The organism is Pseudomonas sp. Irchel s3f7, assembly GCF_900187615.1.
Classification (GTDB): domain Bacteria; phylum Pseudomonadota; class Gammaproteobacteria; order Pseudomonadales; family Pseudomonadaceae; genus Aquipseudomonas.
Genome location: NZ_FYDO01000023.1, coordinates 69,343 through 91,803 on the forward strand (window position 1 = coordinate 69,343; position 22,461 = coordinate 91,803).

The 22,461-nt window shown below is 55.8% G+C and carries 34 protein-coding genes; 1 reads left to right on the forward strand and 33 read right to left on the reverse strand.

All coding sequences use genetic code 11. The features are described from left to right. Positions 1–68 precede the first annotated feature (68 nt). Both CKW19_RS19910 and CKW19_RS19915 read right to left on the reverse strand, forming a co-directional pair. Positions 69–590 (reverse strand): single-stranded DNA-binding protein, encoded by a 522-nt coding sequence (locus CKW19_RS19910; RefSeq protein WP_095059504.1) that lies wholly within the window; start codon positions 588–590, stop codon positions 69–71. 9 nt (positions 591–599) lie between these two features. Then, entirely contained in the window at positions 600–1,997 is a 1,398-nt protein-coding gene (locus CKW19_RS19915) for an MFS transporter (protein ID WP_095059505.1), read from the reverse strand. Between the two features lie 191 nt (positions 1,998–2,188). Between CKW19_RS19915 and uvrA the strand changes: the two genes are divergently transcribed. Then, positions 2,189–5,023 (forward strand): excinuclease ABC subunit UvrA, encoded by a 2,835-nt coding sequence (uvrA, locus tag CKW19_RS19920; protein ID WP_095059506.1) that lies wholly within the window; start codon positions 2,189–2,191, stop codon positions 5,021–5,023. A 64-nt stretch (positions 5,024–5,087) separates the two neighbouring features. Here the strand turns inward: uvrA and bfr are convergent, their stop codons facing one another. From bfr to tuf, 31 genes are all read right to left on the reverse strand, one after another. Further along, positions 5,088–5,552 carry a bacterioferritin gene (bfr, locus tag CKW19_RS19925; RefSeq protein ID WP_095059507.1) on the reverse strand — a complete coding sequence of 155 codons (465 nt, stop codon included), beginning with the start codon at positions 5,550–5,552 and terminating at the stop codon, positions 5,088–5,090. A gap of 148 nt (positions 5,553–5,700) precedes the next feature. Next, positions 5,701–7,155, reverse strand: a complete 1,455-nt coding sequence (locus tag CKW19_RS19930) for a catalase (RefSeq protein WP_095059508.1) — start codon at positions 7,153–7,155, stop codon at positions 5,701–5,703. A 238-nt stretch (positions 7,156–7,393) separates the two neighbouring features. Further along, the gene (gene rplQ / locus CKW19_RS19935; RefSeq protein ID WP_040071272.1) at positions 7,394–7,780 is read right to left on the reverse strand and encodes a 50S ribosomal protein L17; all 387 of its coding nucleotides are present in this window, start codon (positions 7,778–7,780) and stop codon (positions 7,394–7,396) included. Between the two features lie 42 nt (positions 7,781–7,822). Then, a complete protein-coding gene (rpoA, locus tag CKW19_RS19940; protein WP_007970428.1) occupies positions 7,823–8,824 on the reverse strand; it encodes a DNA-directed RNA polymerase subunit alpha in 1,002 nt (333 codons plus the stop codon). A 22-nt stretch (positions 8,825–8,846) separates the two neighbouring features. Then, positions 8,847–9,467, reverse strand: a complete 621-nt coding sequence (gene rpsD / locus CKW19_RS19945) for a 30S ribosomal protein S4 (RefSeq protein WP_003176404.1) — start codon at positions 9,465–9,467, stop codon at positions 8,847–8,849. An 18-nt stretch (positions 9,468–9,485) separates the two neighbouring features. Then, positions 9,486–9,875, reverse strand: a complete 390-nt coding sequence (gene rpsK / locus CKW19_RS19950) for a 30S ribosomal protein S11 (protein WP_002555466.1) — start codon at positions 9,873–9,875, stop codon at positions 9,486–9,488. Positions 9,876–9,905: 30 nt separating this feature from the next. Then, positions 9,906–10,262: a 30S ribosomal protein S13 gene (gene rpsM / locus CKW19_RS19955; RefSeq protein WP_009045849.1), complete on the reverse strand. Its 357-nt coding sequence runs from the start codon at positions 10,260–10,262 to the stop codon at positions 9,906–9,908. Positions 10,263–10,392: 130 nt separating this feature from the next. Further along, a complete protein-coding gene (gene rpmJ / locus CKW19_RS19960) occupies positions 10,393–10,509 on the reverse strand; it encodes a 50S ribosomal protein L36 (protein WP_002555468.1) in 117 nt (38 codons plus the stop codon). Positions 10,510–10,536: 27 nt separating this feature from the next. Beyond that, positions 10,537–11,865, reverse strand: coding sequence for a preprotein translocase subunit SecY (gene secY, locus CKW19_RS19965; protein ID WP_042610655.1), 1,329 nt, complete (start codon positions 11,863–11,865; stop codon positions 10,537–10,539). After that, on the reverse strand, positions 11,866–12,303 hold the full coding sequence (gene rplO / locus CKW19_RS19970) for a 50S ribosomal protein L15 (RefSeq protein ID WP_003228720.1): 438 nt from the start codon (positions 12,301–12,303) through the stop codon (positions 11,866–11,868). Positions 12,304–12,306: 3 nt separating this feature from the next. Beyond that, positions 12,307–12,483 carry a 50S ribosomal protein L30 gene (rpmD, locus tag CKW19_RS19975; protein ID WP_003186033.1) on the reverse strand — a complete coding sequence of 59 codons (177 nt, stop codon included), beginning with the start codon at positions 12,481–12,483 and terminating at the stop codon, positions 12,307–12,309. Between the two features lie 2 nt (positions 12,484–12,485). Next, positions 12,486–12,986, reverse strand: coding sequence for a 30S ribosomal protein S5 (gene rpsE / locus CKW19_RS19980; protein WP_003186035.1), 501 nt, complete (start codon positions 12,984–12,986; stop codon positions 12,486–12,488). Positions 12,987–12,989: 3 nt separating this feature from the next. Continuing rightward, positions 12,990–13,340 carry a 50S ribosomal protein L18 gene (rplR, locus tag CKW19_RS19985; RefSeq protein WP_053162831.1) on the reverse strand — a complete coding sequence of 117 codons (351 nt, stop codon included), beginning with the start codon at positions 13,338–13,340 and terminating at the stop codon, positions 12,990–12,992. Positions 13,341–13,350: 10 nt separating this feature from the next. Next, positions 13,351–13,884, reverse strand: coding sequence for a 50S ribosomal protein L6 (rplF, locus tag CKW19_RS19990; protein WP_003176412.1), 534 nt, complete (start codon positions 13,882–13,884; stop codon positions 13,351–13,353). 12 nt (positions 13,885–13,896) lie between these two features. After that, a complete protein-coding gene (rpsH, locus tag CKW19_RS19995; RefSeq protein ID WP_003186040.1) occupies positions 13,897–14,289 on the reverse strand; it encodes a 30S ribosomal protein S8 in 393 nt (130 codons plus the stop codon). 209 nt (positions 14,290–14,498) lie between these two features. After that, on the reverse strand, positions 14,499–14,804 hold the full coding sequence (rpsN, locus tag CKW19_RS20000; protein WP_003176414.1) for a 30S ribosomal protein S14: 306 nt from the start codon (positions 14,802–14,804) through the stop codon (positions 14,499–14,501). Positions 14,805–14,817: 13 nt separating this feature from the next. Beyond that, positions 14,818–15,357 (reverse strand): 50S ribosomal protein L5, encoded by a 540-nt coding sequence (gene rplE / locus CKW19_RS20005; RefSeq protein ID WP_003210069.1) that lies wholly within the window; start codon positions 15,355–15,357, stop codon positions 14,818–14,820. Positions 15,358–15,379: 22 nt separating this feature from the next. Continuing rightward, positions 15,380–15,694: a 50S ribosomal protein L24 gene (gene rplX, locus CKW19_RS20010; RefSeq protein ID WP_095059509.1), complete on the reverse strand. Its 315-nt coding sequence runs from the start codon at positions 15,692–15,694 to the stop codon at positions 15,380–15,382. A gap of 11 nt (positions 15,695–15,705) precedes the next feature. Continuing rightward, complete coding sequence (rplN, locus tag CKW19_RS20015) at positions 15,706–16,074, reverse strand: 50S ribosomal protein L14 (RefSeq protein WP_002555479.1); 369 nt, start codon at positions 16,072–16,074, stop codon at positions 15,706–15,708. Between the two features lie 23 nt (positions 16,075–16,097). Continuing rightward, a complete protein-coding gene (rpsQ, locus tag CKW19_RS20020; protein WP_003176419.1) occupies positions 16,098–16,364 on the reverse strand; it encodes a 30S ribosomal protein S17 in 267 nt (88 codons plus the stop codon). 2 nt (positions 16,365–16,366) lie between these two features. After that, complete coding sequence (rpmC, locus tag CKW19_RS20025) at positions 16,367–16,558, reverse strand: 50S ribosomal protein L29 (RefSeq protein WP_002555481.1); 192 nt, start codon at positions 16,556–16,558, stop codon at positions 16,367–16,369. Then, on the reverse strand, positions 16,558–16,971 hold the full coding sequence (gene rplP / locus CKW19_RS20030; protein WP_003228729.1) for a 50S ribosomal protein L16: 414 nt from the start codon (positions 16,969–16,971) through the stop codon (positions 16,558–16,560). The genes rpmC and rplP overlap by 1 nt, the downstream gene beginning before the upstream one ends. Before the next feature lie 12 nt (positions 16,972–16,983). Next, the gene (rpsC, locus tag CKW19_RS20035) at positions 16,984–17,670 is read right to left on the reverse strand and encodes a 30S ribosomal protein S3 (RefSeq protein ID WP_008065719.1); all 687 of its coding nucleotides are present in this window, start codon (positions 17,668–17,670) and stop codon (positions 16,984–16,986) included. Between the two features lie 13 nt (positions 17,671–17,683). Continuing rightward, positions 17,684–18,016 carry a 50S ribosomal protein L22 gene (gene rplV, locus CKW19_RS20040; protein WP_003103908.1) on the reverse strand — a complete coding sequence of 111 codons (333 nt, stop codon included), beginning with the start codon at positions 18,014–18,016 and terminating at the stop codon, positions 17,684–17,686. An 11-nt stretch (positions 18,017–18,027) separates the two neighbouring features. After that, entirely contained in the window at positions 18,028–18,303 is a 276-nt protein-coding gene (gene rpsS / locus CKW19_RS20045) for a 30S ribosomal protein S19 (protein ID WP_002555486.1), read from the reverse strand. A 16-nt stretch (positions 18,304–18,319) separates the two neighbouring features. Continuing rightward, a complete protein-coding gene (gene rplB / locus CKW19_RS20050) occupies positions 18,320–19,144 on the reverse strand; it encodes a 50S ribosomal protein L2 (protein WP_003210080.1) in 825 nt (274 codons plus the stop codon). 14 nt (positions 19,145–19,158) lie between these two features. Continuing rightward, complete coding sequence (rplW, locus tag CKW19_RS20055; RefSeq protein WP_002555488.1) at positions 19,159–19,458, reverse strand: 50S ribosomal protein L23; 300 nt, start codon at positions 19,456–19,458, stop codon at positions 19,159–19,161. Further along, positions 19,455–20,057, reverse strand: a complete 603-nt coding sequence (gene rplD / locus CKW19_RS20060; protein WP_003228735.1) for a 50S ribosomal protein L4 — start codon at positions 20,055–20,057, stop codon at positions 19,455–19,457. The genes rplW and rplD overlap by 4 nt, the downstream gene beginning before the upstream one ends. A 12-nt stretch (positions 20,058–20,069) precedes the next feature. Further along, the gene (gene rplC, locus CKW19_RS20065; RefSeq protein ID WP_003186059.1) at positions 20,070–20,705 is read right to left on the reverse strand and encodes a 50S ribosomal protein L3; all 636 of its coding nucleotides are present in this window, start codon (positions 20,703–20,705) and stop codon (positions 20,070–20,072) included. Between the two features lie 80 nt (positions 20,706–20,785). Beyond that, positions 20,786–21,097, reverse strand: a complete 312-nt coding sequence (rpsJ, locus tag CKW19_RS20070; protein ID WP_003186070.1) for a 30S ribosomal protein S10 — start codon at positions 21,095–21,097, stop codon at positions 20,786–20,788. Between the two features lie 158 nt (positions 21,098–21,255). Then, entirely contained in the window at positions 21,256–22,449 is a 1,194-nt protein-coding gene (gene tuf, locus CKW19_RS20075; RefSeq protein WP_008053875.1) for an elongation factor Tu, read from the reverse strand. Between the last annotated feature and the right edge of the window lie 12 nt (positions 22,450–22,461).

Here is a 22,461-nt window from a genome sequence, read left to right on the forward strand (position 1 = left end):
GAAATAAAAAAGCCCTGAATAATCAGGGCTTTAATTGAAATATTTTACAGTTTCCTCCTAGGTACATCCTAGAACGGGATATCGTCATCAAAGCTGTCGAAATCCGGAGCTGGCTGCGGTGCAGCCTGCTGTGGAGCCGGAGCCGAACGCTGTTGCGGTGCCGACTGCTGCGGACGTGGAGCCTGCTGGCGCGGAGCGGATTGCTGGTAGTTGTTACCGCCGCCCTGAGGCTGCTGCTCGCCCTGTGGACGGCCGCCCAGCAGTTGCATGGTGCCTTGCATGTCGACCACGATTTCGGTGGTGTAACGCTTGATACCGTCTTTTTCCCACTCGCGGGTCTGCAGCTTGCCTTCGATGTAGACCTGCGAACCTTTACGCAGGTATTCGCCGGCGATTTCCGCAACCTTGCCGAACATCGAAACACGGTGCCATTCGGTCTTTTCGACTTTCTGACCGGTTTGCTTGTCGGTCCACTGTTCGCTGGTCGCCAGACTCAGGTTGGTCACGGCGTTACCGTTAGGCAAGTAGCGAACTTCGGGATCCTGGCCGCAAGTGCCGACCAATATGACTTTGTTAACCCCACGGGCCATAACGTTCTCCTAGGCTACGCACGCTGCCCCGGCCGGGTTGTTCACCAGGCGCTCAAGGGTGGTGCGATCCAATAGTTCGGTGTCCAATTTGATGTAAATAGCCGCTTCTTCCGCGACGATCACTGCATCTGTTACCCCTACGACCGCCTTCAGGCGCTCGACCAGACCCGCTTCGCGGACCGCCTCAGGCGACAACGGCAAGCGCAGGCTTGTGACGTAGGGAGGTTCACGCATGGTAACAGCAAAGACCAGCCAGAGGGCAGCCAGACCGGCGCATCCGAGGAACACAACCGACAGACCGCCATGCTGGTACATCCAGCCGCCGAGAATGCCGCCCAGTGCTGACCCGAGGAACTGGCTGGTGGAGTAAACCCCCATCGCAGTGCCCTTGCCGCCTGCCGGTGAAACCTTGCTGATCAGCGACGGCAACGAAGCTTCCAGCAGATTGAAAGCGGTGAAAAACACCACCGTACCGATCACCAGAGCTCGCAAGCTGTCGCCGAACTGCCAGAAGAATAGCTCAGTGAGCAACAGCGTCACGACGGCGCCGAGTAAAACTCGTTTCATTTTGCGTTTCTTCTCGCCGTAGATAATGAACGGGATCATGGCGAAGAAAGAAATCAGCAGCGCAGTCAGGTACACCCACCAGTGCTGCTCCTTGGGCAGGCCGGCTTTTTCCACCAGGACCAGCGGCAAGGCAACGAAGCTCGACATCAACATGGCGTGCAACACAAAAATGCCCAGGTCCAGGCGCAGCAGGTCCGGATGCTTGAGCGTCGGCATCAGCGCTTGGCGCGCCACACCGGATTCACGATGCTGCAACGGCCCGGTGGACCGCGGCACCATGAACATCACGATCAAGATGCCGAACAACGCCATGCCGCCCGTGGCGAAAAACAACCCGGACAGGCCGAAAGCACGGGTCAACAATGGCCCTACAACCATCGCGACAGCGAACGACAGACCAATCGTCATCCCGATCATGGCCATGGCCTTGGTCCGGTGCTGCTCACGGGTCAGGTCGGACAGCAACGCCATGACCGCCGCAGAAATCGCCCCGGCGCCTTGCAGGATCCGTCCGGCGATCACACCCCAGATCGAATCGGCATTGGCCGCCAGCACGCTGCCGAGGGCGAAGACAATCAGCCCCAGGTAAATCACCGGACGGCGACCGATACGGTCAGAAATGATACCGAACGGGATCTGGAAAACAGCCTGGGTCAGGCCGTATGCGCCAATCGCCAGCCCAATCAGGGCCGGGGTCGCACCCGCCAGATCCATCCCATAGGTCGCCAGCACCGGCAACACCATGAACATGCCAAGCATACGGAAGGCGAACACCAGCGCCAGACCGCTTGCTGCGCGGGTCTCGCTGCCACTCATACGCTCGCTGTGGGGATCGTGCATGGAAAAACCTCATGTGAACCGGCGGCGATTCTACCAGTCCCATCGATTGACGGGATATATCGCGACGCTTTGCCGCGCATTGCTGACACACTCTTCATGTAAGACAGTCACCCACTCGTTTGATAGTGTGCATCCATCCAGTATTTGGCCGTATACTCCTACGTTTTCGACGCCCGCCGAGCGAGGCCACTTTGGACAAGATCCTGATTCGTGGGGCTCGAACCCACAACCTGAAGAACATCGACCTGACCCTGCCACGGGACAAGCTGATCGTCATCACCGGCTTGTCCGGCTCCGGCAAGTCGTCATTGGCCTTCGACACCCTGTACGCCGAAGGCCAGCGCCGCTACGTCGAATCGCTGTCGGCGTATGCCCGGCAGTTCCTGTCGATGATGGAAAAGCCCGACGTCGACACCATCGAAGGCCTGTCGCCGGCGATCTCCATCGAACAGAAGTCGACCTCGCACAACCCGCGCTCAACCGTCGGCACCATCACCGAAATCTACGACTACCTGCGCCTGCTGTATGCACGCGTGGGTATTCCGCGCTGCCCGGATCACGACATCCCTCTGGAAGCGCAGACCGTCAGCCAGATGGTTGATTTGGTCCTCGCCGAACCGGAGGGCCGCAGGCTGATGCTGCTGGCCCCGGTCATCCGCGAGCGCAAAGGCGAGCACCTGTCGGTCTTCGAAGAGCTGCGCGCACAAGGCTTCGTCCGCGCCCGAATCAACGGCAAGCTCTATGAGCTGGACGAAGCACCCAAGCTCGACAAACAGAAAAAACACACCATTGATGTCGTGGTTGACCGCTTCAAGGTTCGCGCCGACTTGCAACAACGCCTGGCCGAATCCTTCGAAACCGCGCTGAAACTCGCGGACGGCATTGCCCTCGTGGCGCCGATGGACGACGAGCCGGGCGAAGAGATGATCTTCTCCGCACGTTTCGCCTGCCCGATCTGCGGCCACGCGATCAGCGAACTGGAACCCAAGCTGTTCTCCTTCAACAACCCGGCCGGCGCCTGCCCGACCTGCGATGGTTTGGGGGTGAAGCAGTTCTTCGACATCAAGCGTCTGGTCAACGGTGAATTGACCCTGGCCGAAGGTGCGATACGCGGCTGGGATCGGCGCAACGTCTATTACTTCCAGATGCTCGGGTCGCTCGCTGCTCACTACAAGTTCAGCCTGGAGGTTCCGTTCAACGAACTGCCAGCCGATCAGCAGAAATTCATCCTGCACGGCAGCGGCTCACAGAACGTCGACTTCAAATACCTGAACGACCGTGGCGACATCGTCAAACGGTCGCACCCGTTCGAAGGCATCGTGCCGAACCTGGAGCGACGCTACCGCGAAACCGAGTCGGCTTCGGTGCGCGAAGAGCTGGCCAAATTCCTTAGCACCCAATCCTGCCCGGATTGCCGAGGCACCCGTCTGCGCCGTGAAGCACGGCATGTGTGGGTTGGCGAGAAAACCCTGCCGGCGGTGACCAACCTGCCCATCGGCGATGCCTGCGAATACTTCGGCGGGCTGAAATTGACCGGCCGCCGTGGCGAAATCGCCGACAAGATCCTCAAGGAAATCCGCGAGCGTCTGCAGTTTCTGGTCAACGTCGGTCTGGATTACCTGTCGCTGGATCGCAGTGCCGACACTTTGTCGGGCGGCGAGGCACAGCGAATCCGCCTGGCCAGCCAGATTGGCGCCGGTCTGGTCGGCGTGCTGTACATCCTCGACGAACCTTCGATTGGCCTGCACCAGCGCGATAACGACCGATTGCTCGGCACCCTCAAGCACCTGCGCGACATCGGCAACACAGTGATCGTGGTCGAGCACGACGAAGACGCGATTCGCCTGGCGGACTATGTAGTGGATATCGGGCCGGGTGCTGGCGTGCACGGCGGGCATATCGTCGCTGAAGGTACGCCGGCCGAAGTCATGGCGCACCCCGACTCCCTGACGGGCAAATATCTGTCGGGCCGGGTGAAGATCAAAGTCCCGGCCAACCGCACGCCGCGCAACAAAAAGCTGACGCTGTCCCTCAACGGTGCTCGCGGCAACAATTTGCGCAATGTCGACCTGGAGATTCCGATTGGTCTGCTGACCTGCGTCACCGGCGTGTCCGGCTCGGGCAAGTCGACGCTGATCAACAACACGCTGTTCCCATTGAGCGCCACGGCACTTAATGGTGCAACGACGCTCGAGGCTGCCGCGCACGACAGCATCAAGGGCCTGGAACACCTGGACAAGGTCGTCGACATCGACCAAAGCCCTATCGGCCGTACACCGCGCTCCAACCCGGCGACTTATACCGGATTGTTCACGCCGATCCGCGAACTGTTCGCCGGCGTGCCGGAATCCCGCTCCCGCGGATACGGGCCGGGGCGTTTCTCCTTCAACGTGAAGGGCGGACGTTGCGAGGCCTGCCAGGGCGATGGCCTGATCAAGGTTGAAATGCACTTCCTGCCGGACATCTATGTCCCGTGCGACGTCTGCAAGAGCAAGCGCTACAACCGCGAGACGCTGGAGATCAAGTACAAGGGCAAGAGCATTCACGAAACCCTCGAAATGACCATCGAGGAAGCACGGGTATTCTTCGACGCGGTACCGGCTCTGGCGCGCAAGCTGCAAACGCTGATGGATGTCGGTCTGTCGTACATCAAGCTGGGCCAATCGGCGACCACACTGTCAGGCGGTGAAGCCCAACGGGTGAAACTGTCCCGCGAGCTGTCCAAACGCGATACCGGCAAAACCCTGTACATCCTCGACGAGCCGACGACCGGCTTGCACTTCGCGGATATCCAGCAATTGCTCGACGTGCTGCATCGACTGCGCGATCACGGCAATACCGTCGTGGTCATCGAACACAACCTGGACGTGATCAAGACTGCCGACTGGCTGGTGGACCTGGGGCCGGAAGGCGGCTCCAAGGGCGGCCAGATCATTGCGGTCGGCACCCCGGAGGAAGTGGCCGAGATGAAGCAATCTCATACCGGTTTCTACCTCAAGCCGCTGCTGGAGCGTGATCGGGCTTAACCTGGCCCCCATGAAAAAGCCCCTGTCACTTCATCAGTGACAGGGGCTTTTTTGTATTCGCAAATCAGGTGTGAGATTGCAGGTAGTTCTCGAGACCGATCAACTTGATCAGACCCAACTGCTTCTCGAGCCAGTAGGTGTGATCTTCTTCGGTGTCGTGTAATTGAACTCGCAACATTTCACGGCTGACATAGTCATTGTGCTGCTCACAGAGCTTGATGCCCTTGCACAGCGCAGCTCTCACTTTATATTCAAGGCGCAAATCCGCTTCGAGCATCTCTGTCACCGTGGTGCCGACATCGAGGTCGTCCGGACGCATGCGCGGCGTGCCTTCGAGCATCAGGATCCGGCGCATCAGCGCATCGGCGTGCCCTGCTTCTTCTTCCATCTCGTGGTTGATTCGTTCGTAGAGCTTGGTGAAACCCCAGTCCTCATACATCCGCGAGTGGACGAAATATTGATCACGCGCGGCCAGCTCGCCGGTCAGCAACGTGTTGAGGTAATCGATTACGTCTGGGTGGCCTTGCATCGCCCTACATCTCCCTGCTTGAAAGTTGTAGTTTGAACCACCCTGCCCATAACGTCACTCGCAATACGCAATAAAAGCGAAGATATTCAGAGAAAACCAGCCTAAATAACGCAAAAACCGCCCAAATAAGGGCGGTTCTGCTTCTCATTTAGACTTCGTTAAGCTGTACGTTGAGCAGCTTTGCGATTGCTTCTCCATACGCCGGATCAGCCTTGTAGAAATGCTGAAGTTGACGATCCACCACATCACTGGAGACACCGGCCATCGCACCGGCGATGTTGCTGACCAGCAGTGATTTCTGCACTTCAGTCATCAAGCGGAACAACGCGCCGGCATGGCTGTAGTAGTCGGTGTCTTCGCGATGATCATAACGATCGGCCGCGCCGCTCAGGGTCAAGGCAGGCTCCGCGAAATGAGGAGCCTGTTTGGGCGACTGTACATAGCTGTTCGGCTCGTAGTTCGGCGCTGCGCCGCCATTGCCGCCAAACGCCATCGAACCATCACGTTGATACGTATTGACCGGGCTACGAGGCGCATTCACCGGCAACTGCTGGTGATTGGTCCCCACACGGTAGCGATGAGCATCCGCGTAGGCAAAGACCCGACCTTGCAGCATTCGATCCGGTGAAAGACCAACGCCTGGCACCATGTTGCTGGGGCCAAATGCGGCCTGCTCAACTTCAGCGAAGTAATTTTGCGGGTTGCGATTGAGCTCCAGAACACCCACCTCGATCAGCGGAAACTCTTTCTGCGACCACGTCTTGGTGACGTCGAACGGATTCTCGTGATGAGCGGCAGCCTGGGCTTCGGTCATGATCTGAATGCACACAGTCCATTTCGGAAAATCACCGCGTTCAATGGCATTGAACAGATCGCGCTGGGCGTAATCCGGGTCAGTGCCGGCCAGGCGCGCAGCATCCGCTGGAGCCAGGTTCTTGATCCCTTGCTGGGTTTTGTAATGCCATTTCACCCAATGACGCTCGCCACTGGCGCTAATCAGGCTATAGGTGTGGCTACCGAAGCCGTGCATGTGACGGTAGCCGTCAGGAATACCCCGATCTGAAAACAGGATCGTGACCTGGTGCAGCGCCTCAGGCGAATGCGACCAGAAGTCCCACATCATCTGAGCGCTTTTCAGATTGCTTTGCGGCAGACGTTTTTGGGTGTGGATAAAGTCAGGGAACTTCAGCGGATCGCGGATGAAAAATACCGGCGTGTTGTTGCCAACAATGTCCCAGTTGCCTTCCTCGGTATAAAACTTCAGCGCGAAACCACGGGGGTCACGCTCGGTGTCCGCCGAACCGCGTTCACCACCGACAGTGGAGAACCGCAGGAAGGTTGGGGTTTGCTTGCCAACCGACTCAAACAGTTTCGCGCTGGTGTATTGACTGATATCGCGAGTGACCGTGAACGTACCGTATGCACCCGAGCCTTTCGCGTGCACGCGACGCTCCGGAATATTTTCACGGTTGAAGTGGGCAAGCTTCTCGATCAGGTGAAAGTCGTCGAGCAGCAACGGGCCACGGGGGCCGGCGGAACGGGAATTCTGGTTATCGGCAACGGGAGCGCCGCTGGCGGTTGTAAGCGTTGTGTTCTGACTCATGCGATCTTCCTTCCTCTGTCGGTCTTGAACTGCCGGCTAATCGGCTGAGGAGGAGTATTGATCATCAATGTGACACCTACAAATTCATTAACTTGCAGACATCGATAGATAATTTCTACTTATCCTCCCCACTACATCATGACGGCTTGGAGGAAGAAGAGACCTGAACAAACAACACATTTGTTTCAGACACAAAAAACCGGGCACTAGGCCCGGTCCTTTGTTTCAGACTGACGTCTTACTCGGCGGATACAGCTTCGCCGGCAGTAGCACGATCAACCAACTCGACGTACGCCATAGGCGCGTTGTCGCCAGCGCGGAAACCGCACTTGAGGATGCGCAGGTAGCCACCCTCACGGGTAGCGTAACGCTTGCCCAGGTCGTTGAAGAGCTTACCAACGATAGCTTTCGAACGAGTACGGTCGAAAGCCAGACGGCGGTTAGCAACGCTATCTACCTTGGCCAAAGTGATCAGCGGCTCAGCAACGCGACGCAGTTCTTTAGCTTTTGGCAGAGTAGTTTTGATCAGCTCGTGCTCGAACAGCGACACCGCCATGTTTTGAAACATGGCCTTGCGGTGCGAGCTGGTGCGGCTCAGGTGACGACCACTTTTACGATGACGCATGGTTCATTCCTTACCAAACACTACGTTCGGTGATTACGACGATCAGGCAGTCGCCTTGTCGTCCTTCTTAAGACTTGCAGGCGGCCAGTTGTCGAGGCGCATGCCGAGGGACAGACCGCGGGAGGCCAGAACGTCCTTGATTTCAGTCAAGGATTTCTTGCCCAGGTTCGGAGTCTTCAACAGCTCTACTTCGGTACGCTGAATCAGGTCGCCGATGTAGTAGATGTTTTCCGCCTTAAGGCAGTTAGCCGAACGTACAGTCAGTTCCAGATCGTCAACCGGGCGAAGCAGGATCGGATCGATCTCGTCTTCCTGCTCGACAACCACTGGTTCACTGTCACCTTTGAGGTCGACGAACGCAGCCAACTGCTGTTGCAGAATGGTTGCAGCGCGACGGATAGCCTCTTCAGGATCCAGGGTACCGTTGGTTTCCAGATCAATAACCAGCTTGTCCAGGTTAGTACGCTGCTCGACACGGGCGTTTTCCACCACGTATGCGATACGGCGAACCGGGCTGAACGAAGAGTCAAGCTGCAAGCGACCGATGCTGCGGCTTTCGTCTTCATCGCTCTGACGCGAGTCTGCCGGTTCATAACCACGACCACGAGCTACTACTAGCTTCATGTTCAGGGCGCCGTTAGACGCCAGGTTAGCGATTACGTGATCGGGATTAACGATCTCGACATCATGATCCAGCTGAATATCGGCAGCGGTAACCACCCCCGAACCCTTCTTCGACAAGGTCAGCGTAACTTCGTCACGACCGTGCAGCTTGATAGCCAGACCTTTAAGGTTCAACAGGATTTCAATTACGTCTTCCTGTACACCTTCGATGGCGCTGTACTCGTGGAGCACACCGTCAATCTCGGCCTCGACTACTGCACAGCCGGGCATTGAGGACAACAGGATGCGGCGCAGCGCGTTGCCCAGGGTATGGCCAAAGCCACGCTCGAGAGGCTCGAGAGTGATCTTGGCGCGGGTTGGACTGACAACCTGCACGTCAATGTGACGGGGTGTCAGGAACTCATTTACCGAAATCTGCATGGATGCACCTATTTTCTAGCCCTTACTTGGAGTAGAGCTCGACAATCAGGCTTTCGTTGATGTCGGCGGACAGATCACTGCGAGCTGGAACGTTCTTGAAAACGCCCGACTTCTTCTCAGTGTCTACTTCTACCCATTCTACGCGGCCACGTTGGGCACACAGATCGAGAGCTTGGACAATGCGAAGTTGATTTTTTGCTTTCTCGCGAACAGCAACCACGTCACCAGCACGAACCTGGTAGGACGGTACGTTAACGGTCTGACCGTTTACGCTGATCGACTTGTGCGATACCAGCTGACGGGATTCGGCACGAGTCGAACCAAAGCCCATACGGTATACAACGTTGTCCAGACGGCATTCGAGCAGTTGCAGCAGGTTTTCACCGGTTGCACCTTTCTTGCCAGCAGCTTCTTTGTAGTAGCCGCTGAATTGACGCTCGAGAACGCCGTAGATACGACGGACCTTCTGCTTTTCACGCAGTTGGGTGCCGTAGTCGGACTGGCGACCGCGGCGTTGGCCGTGGATACCAGGTGCTGCTTCAATGTTGCACTTCGATTCGATCGCGCGCACGCCGCTCTTCAGGAAGAGATCGGTGCCTTCGCGACGAGCGAGTTTGCATTTTGGACCAATGTAACGAGCCATTCTTTACAATCTCCTGGATTACACGCGGCGCTTCTTCGGCGGACGGCACCCGTTGTGCGGGATTGGCGTCACGTCGGTGATGCTGGCGATCTTGTAGCCACAGCCGTTCAAAGCGCGGACTGCGGATTCACGACCTGGACCTGGACCTTTGACATTGACGTCGAGGTTTTTCAGGCCGTATTCCAGCGCAGCTTGACCAGCACGTTCAGCAGCTACTTGAGCAGCAAACGGGGTGGACTTGCGGGAACCGCGGAAACCCGAACCACCGGAGGTAGCCCAGGAAAGAGCGTTACCTTGACGGTCGGTAATGGTCACGATGGTGTTGTTAAAAGATGCATGGATGTGGGCGATGCCATCAACCACTGTCTTTTTAACTTTTTTACGAGGACGAGCAGCAGGTTTTGCCATGATTAAATTCCTGTCGATTCGCTGGGGCGATTACTTGCGGATCGGCTTACGCGGACCTTTACGGGTACGCGCGTTGGTCTTGGTACGCTGACCGCGTACTGGAAGACCGCGACGATGACGCAGACCGCGATAGCAACCGAGGTCCATCAAGCGCTTGATTTTCATGTTGATTTCGCGACGCAGGTCACCTTCAGTGGTGAACTTCGCCACTTCGCCACGCAGCTGTTCAATTTGCTCGTCGCTCAGATCTTTGATCTTTGCTGCTGGGTTTACCCCAGTCTCTGCACAAATTTTCTGTGCAGTAGTGCGACCAACACCATAGATGTAGGTCAGCGAGATAACAGTATGCTTGTTATCTGGAATGTTAACGCCTGCAATACGGGCCATTCAGTGGGACTCCAATTGACAGCTACCTACGCCCCGGAAGCCAAGAAATAGGGCGCGAGATAATATCGCTGTAATAACAAATAATCAACCCGGTAGCGCACTAGCTACCGGGCTTGAAGCACAATCACACTCAGCCTTGGCGCTGTTTGTGACGCGGTTCCGCGCTGCAAATTACTCGAACAACACCTTCGCGGCGAATAATCTTGCAGTTACGGCACAGCTTTTTCACCGATGCACGAACTTTCATCACCAACTCCTCGAACCTTATGGGTACTCAGCGCAACATGCCGCTGCCGTAACCCTTCAGGTTGGCTTTCTTCATCAGGGATTCGTACTGGTGCGAAACGAGGTGCGATTGTACTTGGGACATGAAGTCCATCACAACCACGACGACGATCAGCAACGAGGTCCCGCCAAGGTAGAACGGAACGTTGGCTGCGACCACCAGGAACTGGGGCAACAGGCACACGGCCGTCATGTAAAGAGCACCGAACATGGTCAAGCGAGTCAGAACGCCGTCAATGTAGCGCGCAGACTGCTCACCTGGACGGATGCCCGGAATAAAGGCACCGGACTTCTTCAGGTTTTCCGCTACGTCTTTCGGATTGAACATCAACGCCGTATAGAAGAAGCAGAAGAAAATAATCCCTGCACTAAACAGCAGAATATTCAACGGCTGACCAGGAGCGATCGACTGCGAGATGTCCTGCAACCAGCCCATACCTTCAGACTGACCGAACCAGGCACCCAACGAAGCCGGGAACAGCAAAATGCTGCTCGCGAAAATAGCCGGAATAACACCGGCCATGTTCACCTTCAGCGGCAAGTGGCTAGTCTGCGCAGCGAAGACCTTGCGGCCCTGCTGACGCTTGGCGTAGTGAACAGCAATACGACGCTGACCACGCTCAATGAACACCACGAAACCGATAATCGCTACTGCCAGCAAACCGATGGCAACCAAGGCGAAGATGTTGATATCGCCCTGACGTGCAGACTCGAAAGACTGCCCGATCGCTCTCGGAAGACCGGCGACGATACCCGAAAAAATCAACATCGAGATACCGTTGCCAACACCACGCTCAGTAATCTGCTCACCCAGCCACATCATAAACATCGCACCAGCCACAAATGTGGTTACCGCGACGAAATGGAAGCCAAAGTCACCAGTGAACGCAACGCCCTGCCCCGCCAGACCAATGGACATGCCAATAGCCTGAACGAGAGCGAGAACGACAGTGCCGTAGCGGGTGTACTGGCTGATCTTGCGACGGCCAGCTTCACCTTCCTTCTTCAACTGCTCCAGCTGCGGGCTGACGGCGGTCATCAATTGCATGATGATCGATGCCGAAATGTACGGCATGATCCCCAGTGCAAAGATGCTCATCCGCTCCAGCGCGCCGCCGGAAAACATGTTGAACAAGCTAAGAATGGTCCCCTCATTCTGTCGAAACAGGTCCGCGAGTCGGTCCGGGTTGATACCTGGAACCGGGATGTGTGCGCCTATTCGGTAGACGATAATCGCCAGGAACAGAAAACGCAGACGAGCCCAGAGTTCAGACATACCGCCTTTGCCGAGCGCAGAGAGAGCACCTTGCTTAGCCATTTATTCCTCGAACTTGCCGCCAGCTGCTTCGATAGCCGCACGCGCACCTTTGGTGGCGCCGATTCCCTTGCCGATAGTGACAGCGCGAGTCACTTCACCGGACAGCATGATTTTCACACGCTGTACGTTGACGTTGATCACGTTGGCATCTTTCAGGGACTGCACGGTGACGATGTCGCCTTCCACTTTAGCCAGCTCGGACAAACGCACTTCTGCGCGATCCATGGCTTTCAGGGAAACGAAACCGAACTTCGGCAGGCGACGATGCAGCGGCTGTTGACCGCCTTCAAAGCCTGGAGCAATGGTGCCACCGGAGCGGGAGGTCTGACCTTTGTGGCCACGGCCACCGGTCTTACCCAAACCGCTACCGATACCACGGCCCGGACGATGCTTTTCGCGACGGGAACCCGGCGCTGGACTCAGATCATTGAGTTTCATCGATTAACCCTCGACACGCAGCATGTAGTAAGCCTTGTTGATCATCCCGCGATTCTCGGGAGTATCCAGGACTTCTACAGTGTGACCGATGCGACGCAGACCAAGACCCTTAACGCACAGTTTGTGGTTAGGGATGCGGCCGGTCATGCTTTTGATCAGCGTAACTTTAACGGTAGCCATGATCAGAAGATCTCCTTGACGCTTTTGCCACGCTTGGCGGCAATGGATTCAGGAGACTGCATAGCCTTCAAACCTTTGAAAGTGGCGTGAACCACGTTTACCGGGTTAGTCGAGCCGTAGCACTTGGCCAGAACGTTCTGAACGCCAGCAACTTCGAGGACAGCACGCATAGCGCCGCCAGCGATGATACCGGTACCTTCAGAAGCAGGCTGCATGTACACCTTCGAAGCGCCGTGAGCGGACTTCATTGCGTACTGCAGAGTGGTGCCGTTCAGATCAACTTGGATCATGTTGCGGCGAGCAGCTTCCATTGCCTTCTGGATCGCAGCAGGCACTTCACGCGACTTGCCACGGCCGAAGCCAACACGGCCTTTACCATCACCAACCACGGTCAACGCGGTGAAAGTGAAGATACGGCCGCCTTTAACGGTTTTGGCTACGCGGTTAACTTGAACCAGCTTCTCAATGTAGCCTTCGTCGCGCTTTTGGTCGTTATTTGACATAACTTAGAACTCCAGCCCAGCTTCACGAGCAGCATCAGCCAGCGCTTTAACGCGGCCGTGGTACTTGAAGCCAGAGCGGTCGAAAGCCACTTGCGAGACGCCAGCGGCCTTAGCACGCGTAGCGACCAGCTGGCCAACCTTAGTGGCCGCGTCGATGTTGCCGGTGGCACCATCACGCAGTTCTTTATCCAAAGTCGAGGCGCTTGCCAGGACTTTGCTGCCGTCGGCCGAAATGACCTGGGCGTAGATGTGCTGCGAAGAGCGGAACACGCAGAGACGCACGACTTCGAGTTCGTGCATTTTCAGGCGTGCTTTGCGAGCGCGACGCAGTCGAGTAACTTTTTTGTCGGTCATTTGCTATGCCCTACTTCTTCTTGGCTTCTTTACGACGGACGACTTCGTCCGCGTAGCGCACACCTTTGCCTTTGTACGGCTCTGGTGGACGGAAGTCGCGGATCTCGGCGGCCACTTGACCTACCAGCTGCTTGTCGATGCCCTTGATCAGGATATCGGTCTGGCTAGGAGTCTCAGCGGTGATGCCTTCCGGCAGTTCGTAATCCACTGGATGCGAGAAGCCAAGAGCCAGGTTCAGCACTGTGCCTTTTGCTTGCGCTTTGTAACCAACACCGACCAGCTGGAGCTTGCGCTCGAAGCCTTGGCTTACGCCTTGGACCATGTTGTTTACCAACGCACGAGTGGTACCAGCCATTGCGCGAGTTTGTTGATCGCCATTGCGAGCAGCGAAACGCAACTCACCGGCTTCTTCAACGATCTCAACGGACGAATGGATGTTCAGTTCAAGAGTGCCCTTGGCACCCTTCACCGAAAGCTGTTGGCCTGCGAATTTTACTTCGACACCGGCTGGCAGCTTAACGGGGTTCTTAGCGACGCGAGACATGCTTATCCCCCCTTAGAACACAGTGCAAAGAACTTCGCCGCCGACACCGGCAGCGCGCGCAGCACGATCAGTCATCACACCCTTGTTGGTGGAGACGATAGACACACCGAGACCGCCACGAACTTTTGGCAGATCATCGACGGACTTGTACTGACGCAGGCCTGGACGGCTAACGCGCTTCACTTCTTCGATAACCGGACGGCCTTCGAAGTACTTCAGCTCGATGGACAGCAGTGGTTTGATTTCGCTGCTGATCTGATAACCCGCAATGTAACCTTCGTCCTTCAGGACTTTGGCAACAGCTACCTTCAACGTGGAAGATGGCATGCTTACGACGGACTTTTCAGCCATCTGGGCATTACGGATACGAGTTAGCATGTCCGCTAACGGGTCCTGCATACTCATGGGCTAGACGCTCCTAATACAAAAAAATTAGCCTTGCGGCTATTACGTGTCGCCGAGAATCTCCGAGCATGAAAAACACGGGCTCAGGCGAGCCGGGTATTCTAGACACACTCCGGAAATGAAACAAGCCCCAAAAGGGGCTTGTTTCAGATTCAAGGCCACCGGTGGTCAGGATCTTTCGATCCTGGACACCGAGACTTTGACAGTACTTACCAGCTGGCTTTAACCAGACCCGGTACGTCACCACGCATGGCAGCTTCACGCAGTTTGTTACGGCCGAGGCCGAACTTGCGGTAAACGCCGTGTGGACGACCGGTCAGGCGGCAGCGGTTACGCATGCGCGAAGCGCTTGCGTCACGTGGCTGCTTCTGCAGAGCTACTGTAGCTTCCCAACGCGCTTCTGGACTTGCGTTCAGATCAACGATGATAGCTTTCAGTGCTGCACGCTTTTTGGCGTACTTGGCAACCGTGAGCTGACGCTTCAGCTCGCGGTTTTTCATGCTCATCTTGGCCATGGTCCTACTCCAATCAGTTGCGGAACGGGAATTTGAACGCACGCAGCAGAGCGCGGCCTTCATCATCGTTCTTGGCAGTGGTGGTCAGGGTGATGTCCAGACCGCGGAGAGCATCGATCTTGTCGTAGTCGATTTCCGGGAAGATGATCTGCTCTTTCACGCCCATGCTGTAGTTACCACGACCATCGAAGGACTTGGCATTCAGGCCGCGGAAGTCGCGAACCCGAGGCAGGGAGATCGACAGCAGACGATCCAGGAACTCGTACATACGCTCACGGCGCAGGGTCACTTTGACGCCGATCGGCCAACCTTCACGGACTTTAAAGCCAGCGATGGATTTCCGAGCGTAGGTCACAACGACTTTCTGGCCGGTGATCTTTTCCAGGTCAGCAACAGCGTGCTCGATGACTTTTTTGTCGCCGATCGCTTCGCCCAGACCCATGTTCAGGGTGATTTTGGTAACGCGCGGAACTTCCATCACGTTCGAAAGCTTAAGTTCTTCCTTAAGTTTCGGAGCAATTTCCTTCCGGTAAATCTCTTTTAGTCGTGCCATGGTCTCATCTACCTAGCAGTGTTCAAGCATCAACCGCTTTTTGGGTCGACTTGAAGACACGAATTTTCTTGCCGTCTTCTACTTTGAAACCAACGCGGTCAGCCTTGTTGGTTTCGCTGTTGAAAATGGCGACGTTAGAAGCATCCAGTGGAGCTTCTTTTTCGACGATACCGCCCTGCACGCCCGACATCGGGTTAGGCTTGGTATGACGCTTGACCAGGTTCAGACCACCAATAACCAGACGGTTGTTAGCGAGAACCTTAAGCACCTTACCGCGCTTACCTTTGTCTTTGCCGGCGATCACGATGATCTCGTCGTCACGACGAATCTTTTGCATGTCGGATCTCCTTACAGCACTTCTGGGGCGAGCGAGACGATCTTCATGAACTTCTCAGTACGAAGTTCACGGGTCACTGGCCCAAAGATACGGGTGCCGATCGGCTCTTGCTTGTTGTTCAGAAGAACAGCAGCGTTGCCATCAAAGCGGATAATGGAGCCATCAGCACGGCGTACGCCGTGACGAGTGCGGACTACAACAGCAGTCATCACTTGGCCTTTTTTCACTTTACCGCGAGGAATTGCTTCCTTGACGGTAACTTTGATGATGTCACCGATACCAGCGTAACGACGATGGGAGCCACCCAGCACCTTGATGCACATAACACGGCGAGCGCCGCTGTTATCGGCCACATCGAGCATGGATTGAGTCTGAATCATATAATTTCTCCGACCCCTAGTCCTTAGACTTCCACAGCGCGTTCGAGAACATCAACCAGCGCCCAAGACTTGGTCTTGGCCAAAGGACGAGTTTCACGAATAGTGACTTTGTCGCCGATGTGGCACTGATTGGTTTCGTCGTGCGCGTGCAGCTTAGTCGAACGCTTAACGTATTTACCGTAGATCGGGTGCTTAACGCGACGCTCGATCAGAACGGTGATGGTTTTGTCCATCTTGTCGCTGACAACACGGCCAGTCAGCGTACGGACAGTTTTTTCGGCTTCAGCCATGATTACTTACCTGCCTGCTGGTTGAGCACAGTCTTCACGCGAGCGATGTCACGCTTAACTTGCGAGAGCAGATGAGACTGCCCCAACTGGCCAGTTGCTTTCTGCATACGCAGATTGAACTGGTCGCGCAGCAAGCCGAGCAGTTGCTCGTTCAGCTGCTGTGCGGATTTTTCACGAAGTTCATTCGCTTTCATCACATCACCGTCCGTTTAACAAAGGAGGTGGCGAGCGGCAGCTTTGCAGCAGCCAGGGCGAAAGCCTCACGCGCCAGCTCTTCAGAAACACCCTCGATTTCATACAGGACTTTGCCTGGCTGAATCTGGGCAACCCAGTATTCGACGTTACCCTTACCTTTACCCATCCGAACTTCGAGTGGCTTCTTGGAAATAGGCTTGTCCGGGAATACACGGATCCAGATCTTGCCGCCACGTTTTACGTGACGGGTCAGTGCACGACGCGCTGACTCGATCTGACGAGCGGTGAGACGACCACGAGCAACAGACTTCAGCGCGAACTCGCCGAAGCTGACTTTGCTACCGCGCAATGCCAGGCCACGGTTGTGACCAGTCATTTGCTTGCGGAACTTCGTACGCTTTGGTTGCAACATTTGGCGTACCCCTTACTTAGCAGCTTTTTTACGAGGCGCTGGTGCTTGTGGTTTCAGTTCTTCTTGGCGACCACCAATTACTTCGCCTTTGAAGATCCAAACCTTTACACCGATCACACCGTAAGTGGTGTGAGCTTCGTAGTTGGCATAGTCGATGTCGGCACGCAGGGTGTGCAGTGGCACACGACCTTCGCGATACCATTCAGTACGTGCGATTTCAGCACCGCCGAGACGACCGCTCACTTGGATTTTGATGCCTTTGGCACCAATGCGCATGGCGTTCTGTACAGCGCGCTTCATAGCGCGACGGAACATTACACGACGCTCCAGCTGCTGAGCTACGCTCTGCGCAACCAGCATACCGTCGAGCTCCGGCTTGCGGATCTCTTCGATATTGATGTGCACAGGCACACCCATTTGCTTGGTCAGGTCCTGACGCAGTTTCTCAACATCTTCACCTTTCTTCCCGATAACGATACCTGGACGAGCGGTGTGGATGGTGATACGTGCAGTTTGGGCCGGACGATGGATATCGATACGGCTTACGGACGCGCTTTTTAGTTTGTCTTGGAGATACTCACGCACCTTCAGATCTGCGAGCAAATAGTCCGCATAAGTCCGACCGTCTGCGTACCAGACGGAGGTGTGCTCCTTGACGATTCCCAGGCGAATGCCAATGGGATGTACTTTCTGACCCATCTCTTCGACTCCGTTACTTGTCAGCAACCTTGACAGTGATATGGCAAGACCGCTTGACGATGCGATCAGCACGGCCTTTGGCACGTGGCATGATGCGCTTCAGCGAACGCCCTTCGTTGACGAAAACGGTGCTGACCTTGAGGTCATCAACGTCTGCGCCTTCGTTATGCTCGGCGTTGGCTACGGCCGACTCCAGCACTTTCTTCATGATCTCGGCGGCTTTCTTACTGCTGAAAGCCAACAGGTTGAGCGCTTCGCCCACCTTCTTCCCGCGGATCTGGTCGGCGACCAAGCGGGCTTTCTGGGCGGAGATTCGAGCGCCCGACAACTTAGCGGCTACTTCCATTTCCTAACCCCTTAACGCTTGGCTTTCTTGTCTGCCACGTGCCCGCGATAAGTGCGGGTACCGGCGAACTCGCCCAGTTTGTGGCCGACCATGTCTTCGTTCACGAGAACTGGGACGTGCTGGCGACCGTTGTGTACTGCGATGGTCAAACCGACCATTTGTGGCAGGATCATCGAACGACGCGACCAGGTTTTCACCGGCTTGCGATCGTTCTTTTCCGCCGCCACTTCGATCTTCTTCAGTAGGTGAAGATCGATAAAAGGACCTTTTTTCAGAGAACGTGGCACTGTCGTATCCCTCTATTTACTTGCGACGACGGACGATCATTTTGTCGGTACGCTTATTACCACGAGTCTTCGCGCCCTTAGTCGGGAAGCCCCATGGCGATACCGGATGACGACCACCAGAGGTACGACCTTCACCACCACCATGTGGGTGGTCAACCGGGTTCATGGCAACACCACGAACGGTTGGGCGAACGCCACGCCAGCGTTTGGCACCAGCTTTACCCAGCGAACGCAGGCTGTGCTCGGAGTTCGAGACTTCGCCCAGGGTCGCACGGCATTCAGCCAGAACTTTACGCATCTCACCGGAACGCAGACGCAGGGTAACGTACACACCTTCACGAGCGATCAGCTGAGCCGAAGCACCAGCGGAACGAGCGATCTGTGCGCCTTTACCTGGCTTCAATTCGATGCCGTGTACGGTGCTACCAACTGGAATGTTGCGCAGTTGCAGAGCGTTGCCCGGCTTGATCGGCGCCAAAGCACCTGCGATCAGCTGGTCGCCAGCGCTCACGCCTTTAGGGGCGATGATGTAGCGACGCTCGCCATCTGCGTACAGCAGCAGAGCGATGTGAGCAGTACGGTTTGGATCGTATTCGATACGCTCGACAGTGGCAGCGATGCCATCTTTGTCGTTGCGACGGAAGTCGACCAGACGATAATGCTGCTTATGACCACCACCGATGTGACGAGTGGTAATACGGCCATTGTTGTTACGACCACCAGTCTTCGATTTCTTCTCGAGCAGCGGTGCGTGAGGAGCGCCTTTATGCAGCTCCTGGTTGACCACCTTGACCACAAAACGGCGGCCAGGGGAAGTCGGTTTGCATTTAACGATTGCCATGATGCACCCCTTCCTTACTCAGCACTGCTGCTGAAATCGAGATCTTGGCCTGGTTGAAGGGAGATAACTGCCTTCTTCCAGTCATTACGCTTGCCCAGACCGCGAGCAGTGCGCTTGCTCTTACCCAGAACGTTCAGGGTAGTAACACGCTCTACTTTCACGCTGAACAGGCTTTCGACGGCCTTCTTGATTTCCAGCTTGGTTGCGTCAGTAGCAACCTTGAAAACGAACTGGCCTTTCTTGTCTGCCAGAACCGTAGCCTTCTCGGAAACGTGCGGGCCAAGCAGAACTTTAAATACGCGTTCCTGGTTCATCCCAGCAGCTCCTCGAATTTCTTCACGGCCGACACGGTGATCAACACCTTGTCGTATGCGATCAGACTAACTGGATCGGAACCTTGCACGTCACGTACATCAACGTGTGGCAGGTTACGAGCAGCCAGGTACAGGTTCTGATCAACAGCGTCCGACACGATCAAAACGTCGGTCAGGCTCATGTTGTTCAGCTTGCCCAGCAGGTCTTTGGTTTTCGGCGTTTCAACGGCGAAATCCTGAACCACAACCAGACGATCAGTACGCACCAGCTCAGCAAGGATGGAACGCATTGCTGCGCGATACATCTTCTTGTTCAGCTTCTGGGAGTGATCCTGAGGACGAGCTGCGAAAGTGGTACCGCCGCCACGCCAGATTGGGCTACGGATAGTACCGGCACGAGCACGGCCAGTACCTTTCTGACGCCAAGGGCGCTTACCGCCACCACGAACGTCGGAACGGGTCTTTTGCTGCTTGCTACCTTGACGGCCGCCGGCCATGTAGGCCACGACTGCTTGGTGAACCAGCGTCTCGTTGAATTCGCCGCCAAATGTCAGTTCGGAAACTTCGATCGCTTGAGCGTCATTTACATTTAATTGCATGTCAGCTTCCCCTTAACCGCGAGCCTTGGCTGCTGGACGTACAACCAAGTTGCCGCCAGTAGCGCCAGGAACAGCGCCCTTGACCAACAACAGATTGCGTTCAGCGTCCACGCGCACTACTTCGAGGGACTGCACGGTCACGCGCTCAGCGCCCATATGACCGGACATTTTTTTGCCCTTGAATACACGACCAGGAGTCTGGCACTGGCCGATAGAGCCTGGAACGCGGTGGGATACGGAGTTACCGTGGGTATTATCTTGCCCGCGGAAATTCCAACGCTTGATCGTACCCTGGAAGCCTTTACCCTTGGACTGACCGGTTACATCAACCAGTTGACCAGCGGCGAAGATTTCAGCGTTGATCAGATCGCCGGCCTGGTACTCGCCTTCTTCAAGGCGGAATTCCATTACGGTACGACCAGCGGCAACGTTCGCTTTAGCGAAGTGGCCAGCCTGAGCTGCTGTTACACGCGAAGCACGACGCTCGCCGACAGTGACTTGCACTGCACGATAGCCATCGGTCTCTTCAGTTTTGAACTGGGTGACGCGATTCGGCTCGATCTCAATGACCGTGACCGGAATGGAGACACCTTCTTCGGTGAAAATACGGGTCATACCGCATTTACGACCGACTACACCAATAGTCATGTTGTAAACCTCATGAGTGTACGGGGCTTTCACCCGCTATGGCCGCCCATTTCAGAGCGTTACACGACTAAGACCGAGTCTTAGCCGAGGCTGATCTGCACTTCCACACCGGCCGCAAGATCAAGCTTCATAAGAGCATCAACGGTTTTATCCGTTGGCTGGACGATGTCCAGAACGCGCTTATGAGTGCGGATCTCGTACTGGTCACGCGCGTCTTTGTTGACGTGCGGGGAGACCAGAACGGTGAACCGCTCTTTACGGGTAGGCAGTGGAATTGGACCACGCACTTGAGCACCAGTACGTTTCGCGGTTTCCACGATTTCCTGGGTTGATTGGTCGATCAGGCGATGGTCGAAAGCCTTCAACCTGATACGGATTTGCTGATTTTGCATTGGATTTCAGACTCCGGCTGCTATTCCCACCGAGCGCAATACGCCCGTTAAAAGGAGGCGCAATTCTATAGACGCCCCAGATAGGTGTCAACCCAATAAAAAAGCCCCCGCTGAGCGGAGGCTTTTTCAAAGCATCGAAGCTATCTCAAAAGAGACGCTTACTCGATGATTTTGGCTACGACGCCAGCGCCGACGGTACGACCGCCTTCACGGATAGCGAAACGCAGGCCGTCTTCCATTGCGATGGTCTTGATCAGGGTAACTTCCATCTGGATGTTATCACCTGGCATTACCATTTCAACGCCTTCTGGCAGCTGGCAGTTACCAGTCACGTCAGTAGTACGGAAGTAGAACTGTGGACGGTAGCCTTTGAAGAACGGAGTGTGACGACCGCCTTCTTCCTTGCTCAGAACGTAAACTTCTGCGGTGAACTTGGTGTGCGGCTTAACCGAACCTGGCTTAACCAGAACCTGGCCACGCTCAACGTCGTCACGCTTGGTACCACGCAGCAGAACGCCGCAGTTCTCGCCAGCACGACCTTCGTCGAGCAGCTTGCGGAACATTTCAACACCGGTGCAGGTGGTGGTGGTGGTGTCACGCAGACCAACGATTTCCAGTGCATCTTGAACGCGAACGATACCGCGCTCGATACGACCAGTCACAACAGTACCACGACCCGAGATCGAGAATACGTCTTCGATTGGCATCAGGAATGGCTTGTCGATAGCACGCTCTGGTTCTGGGATGTAGCTGTCCAGAGTTTCAACCAGTTTACGAACGGCAGTGGTGCCCATTTCGTTGTCGTCTTTGCCTTCCAGCGCCATACGAGCCGAACCGATGATGATTGGAGTGTCATCGCCCGGGAAGTCGTAGGTGGACAGCAGGTCGCGAACTTCCATCTCGACCAGTTCCAGCAGCTCAGCGTCGTCTACCAGGTCAGCCTTGTTCAGGAAAACCACGATGTACGGAACGCCTACCTGACGGGACAGCAGGATGTGCTCACGGGTTTGTGGCATCGGACCATCAGCGGCCGAGCAAACCAGGATCGCGCCGTCCATCTGGGCAGCACCGGTGATCATGTTCTTCACGTAGTCAGCGTGACCTGGGCAGTCAACGTGAGCGTAGTGACGGATCTTCGAGTTGTACTCGACGTGCGCGGTGTTGATGGTGATACCACGAGCTTTTTCTTCTGGCGCGCTGTCGATTTTATCGAAATCAACGATTGCGGAACCGAAAACTTCGGAGCAAACGCGAGTCAGAGCTGCGGTCAGAGTGGTTTTACCATGGTCAACGTGACCGATGGTGCCAACGTTGACGTGCGGAAGGGAACGATCAAATTTTTCTTTAGCCACGACAATTAACTC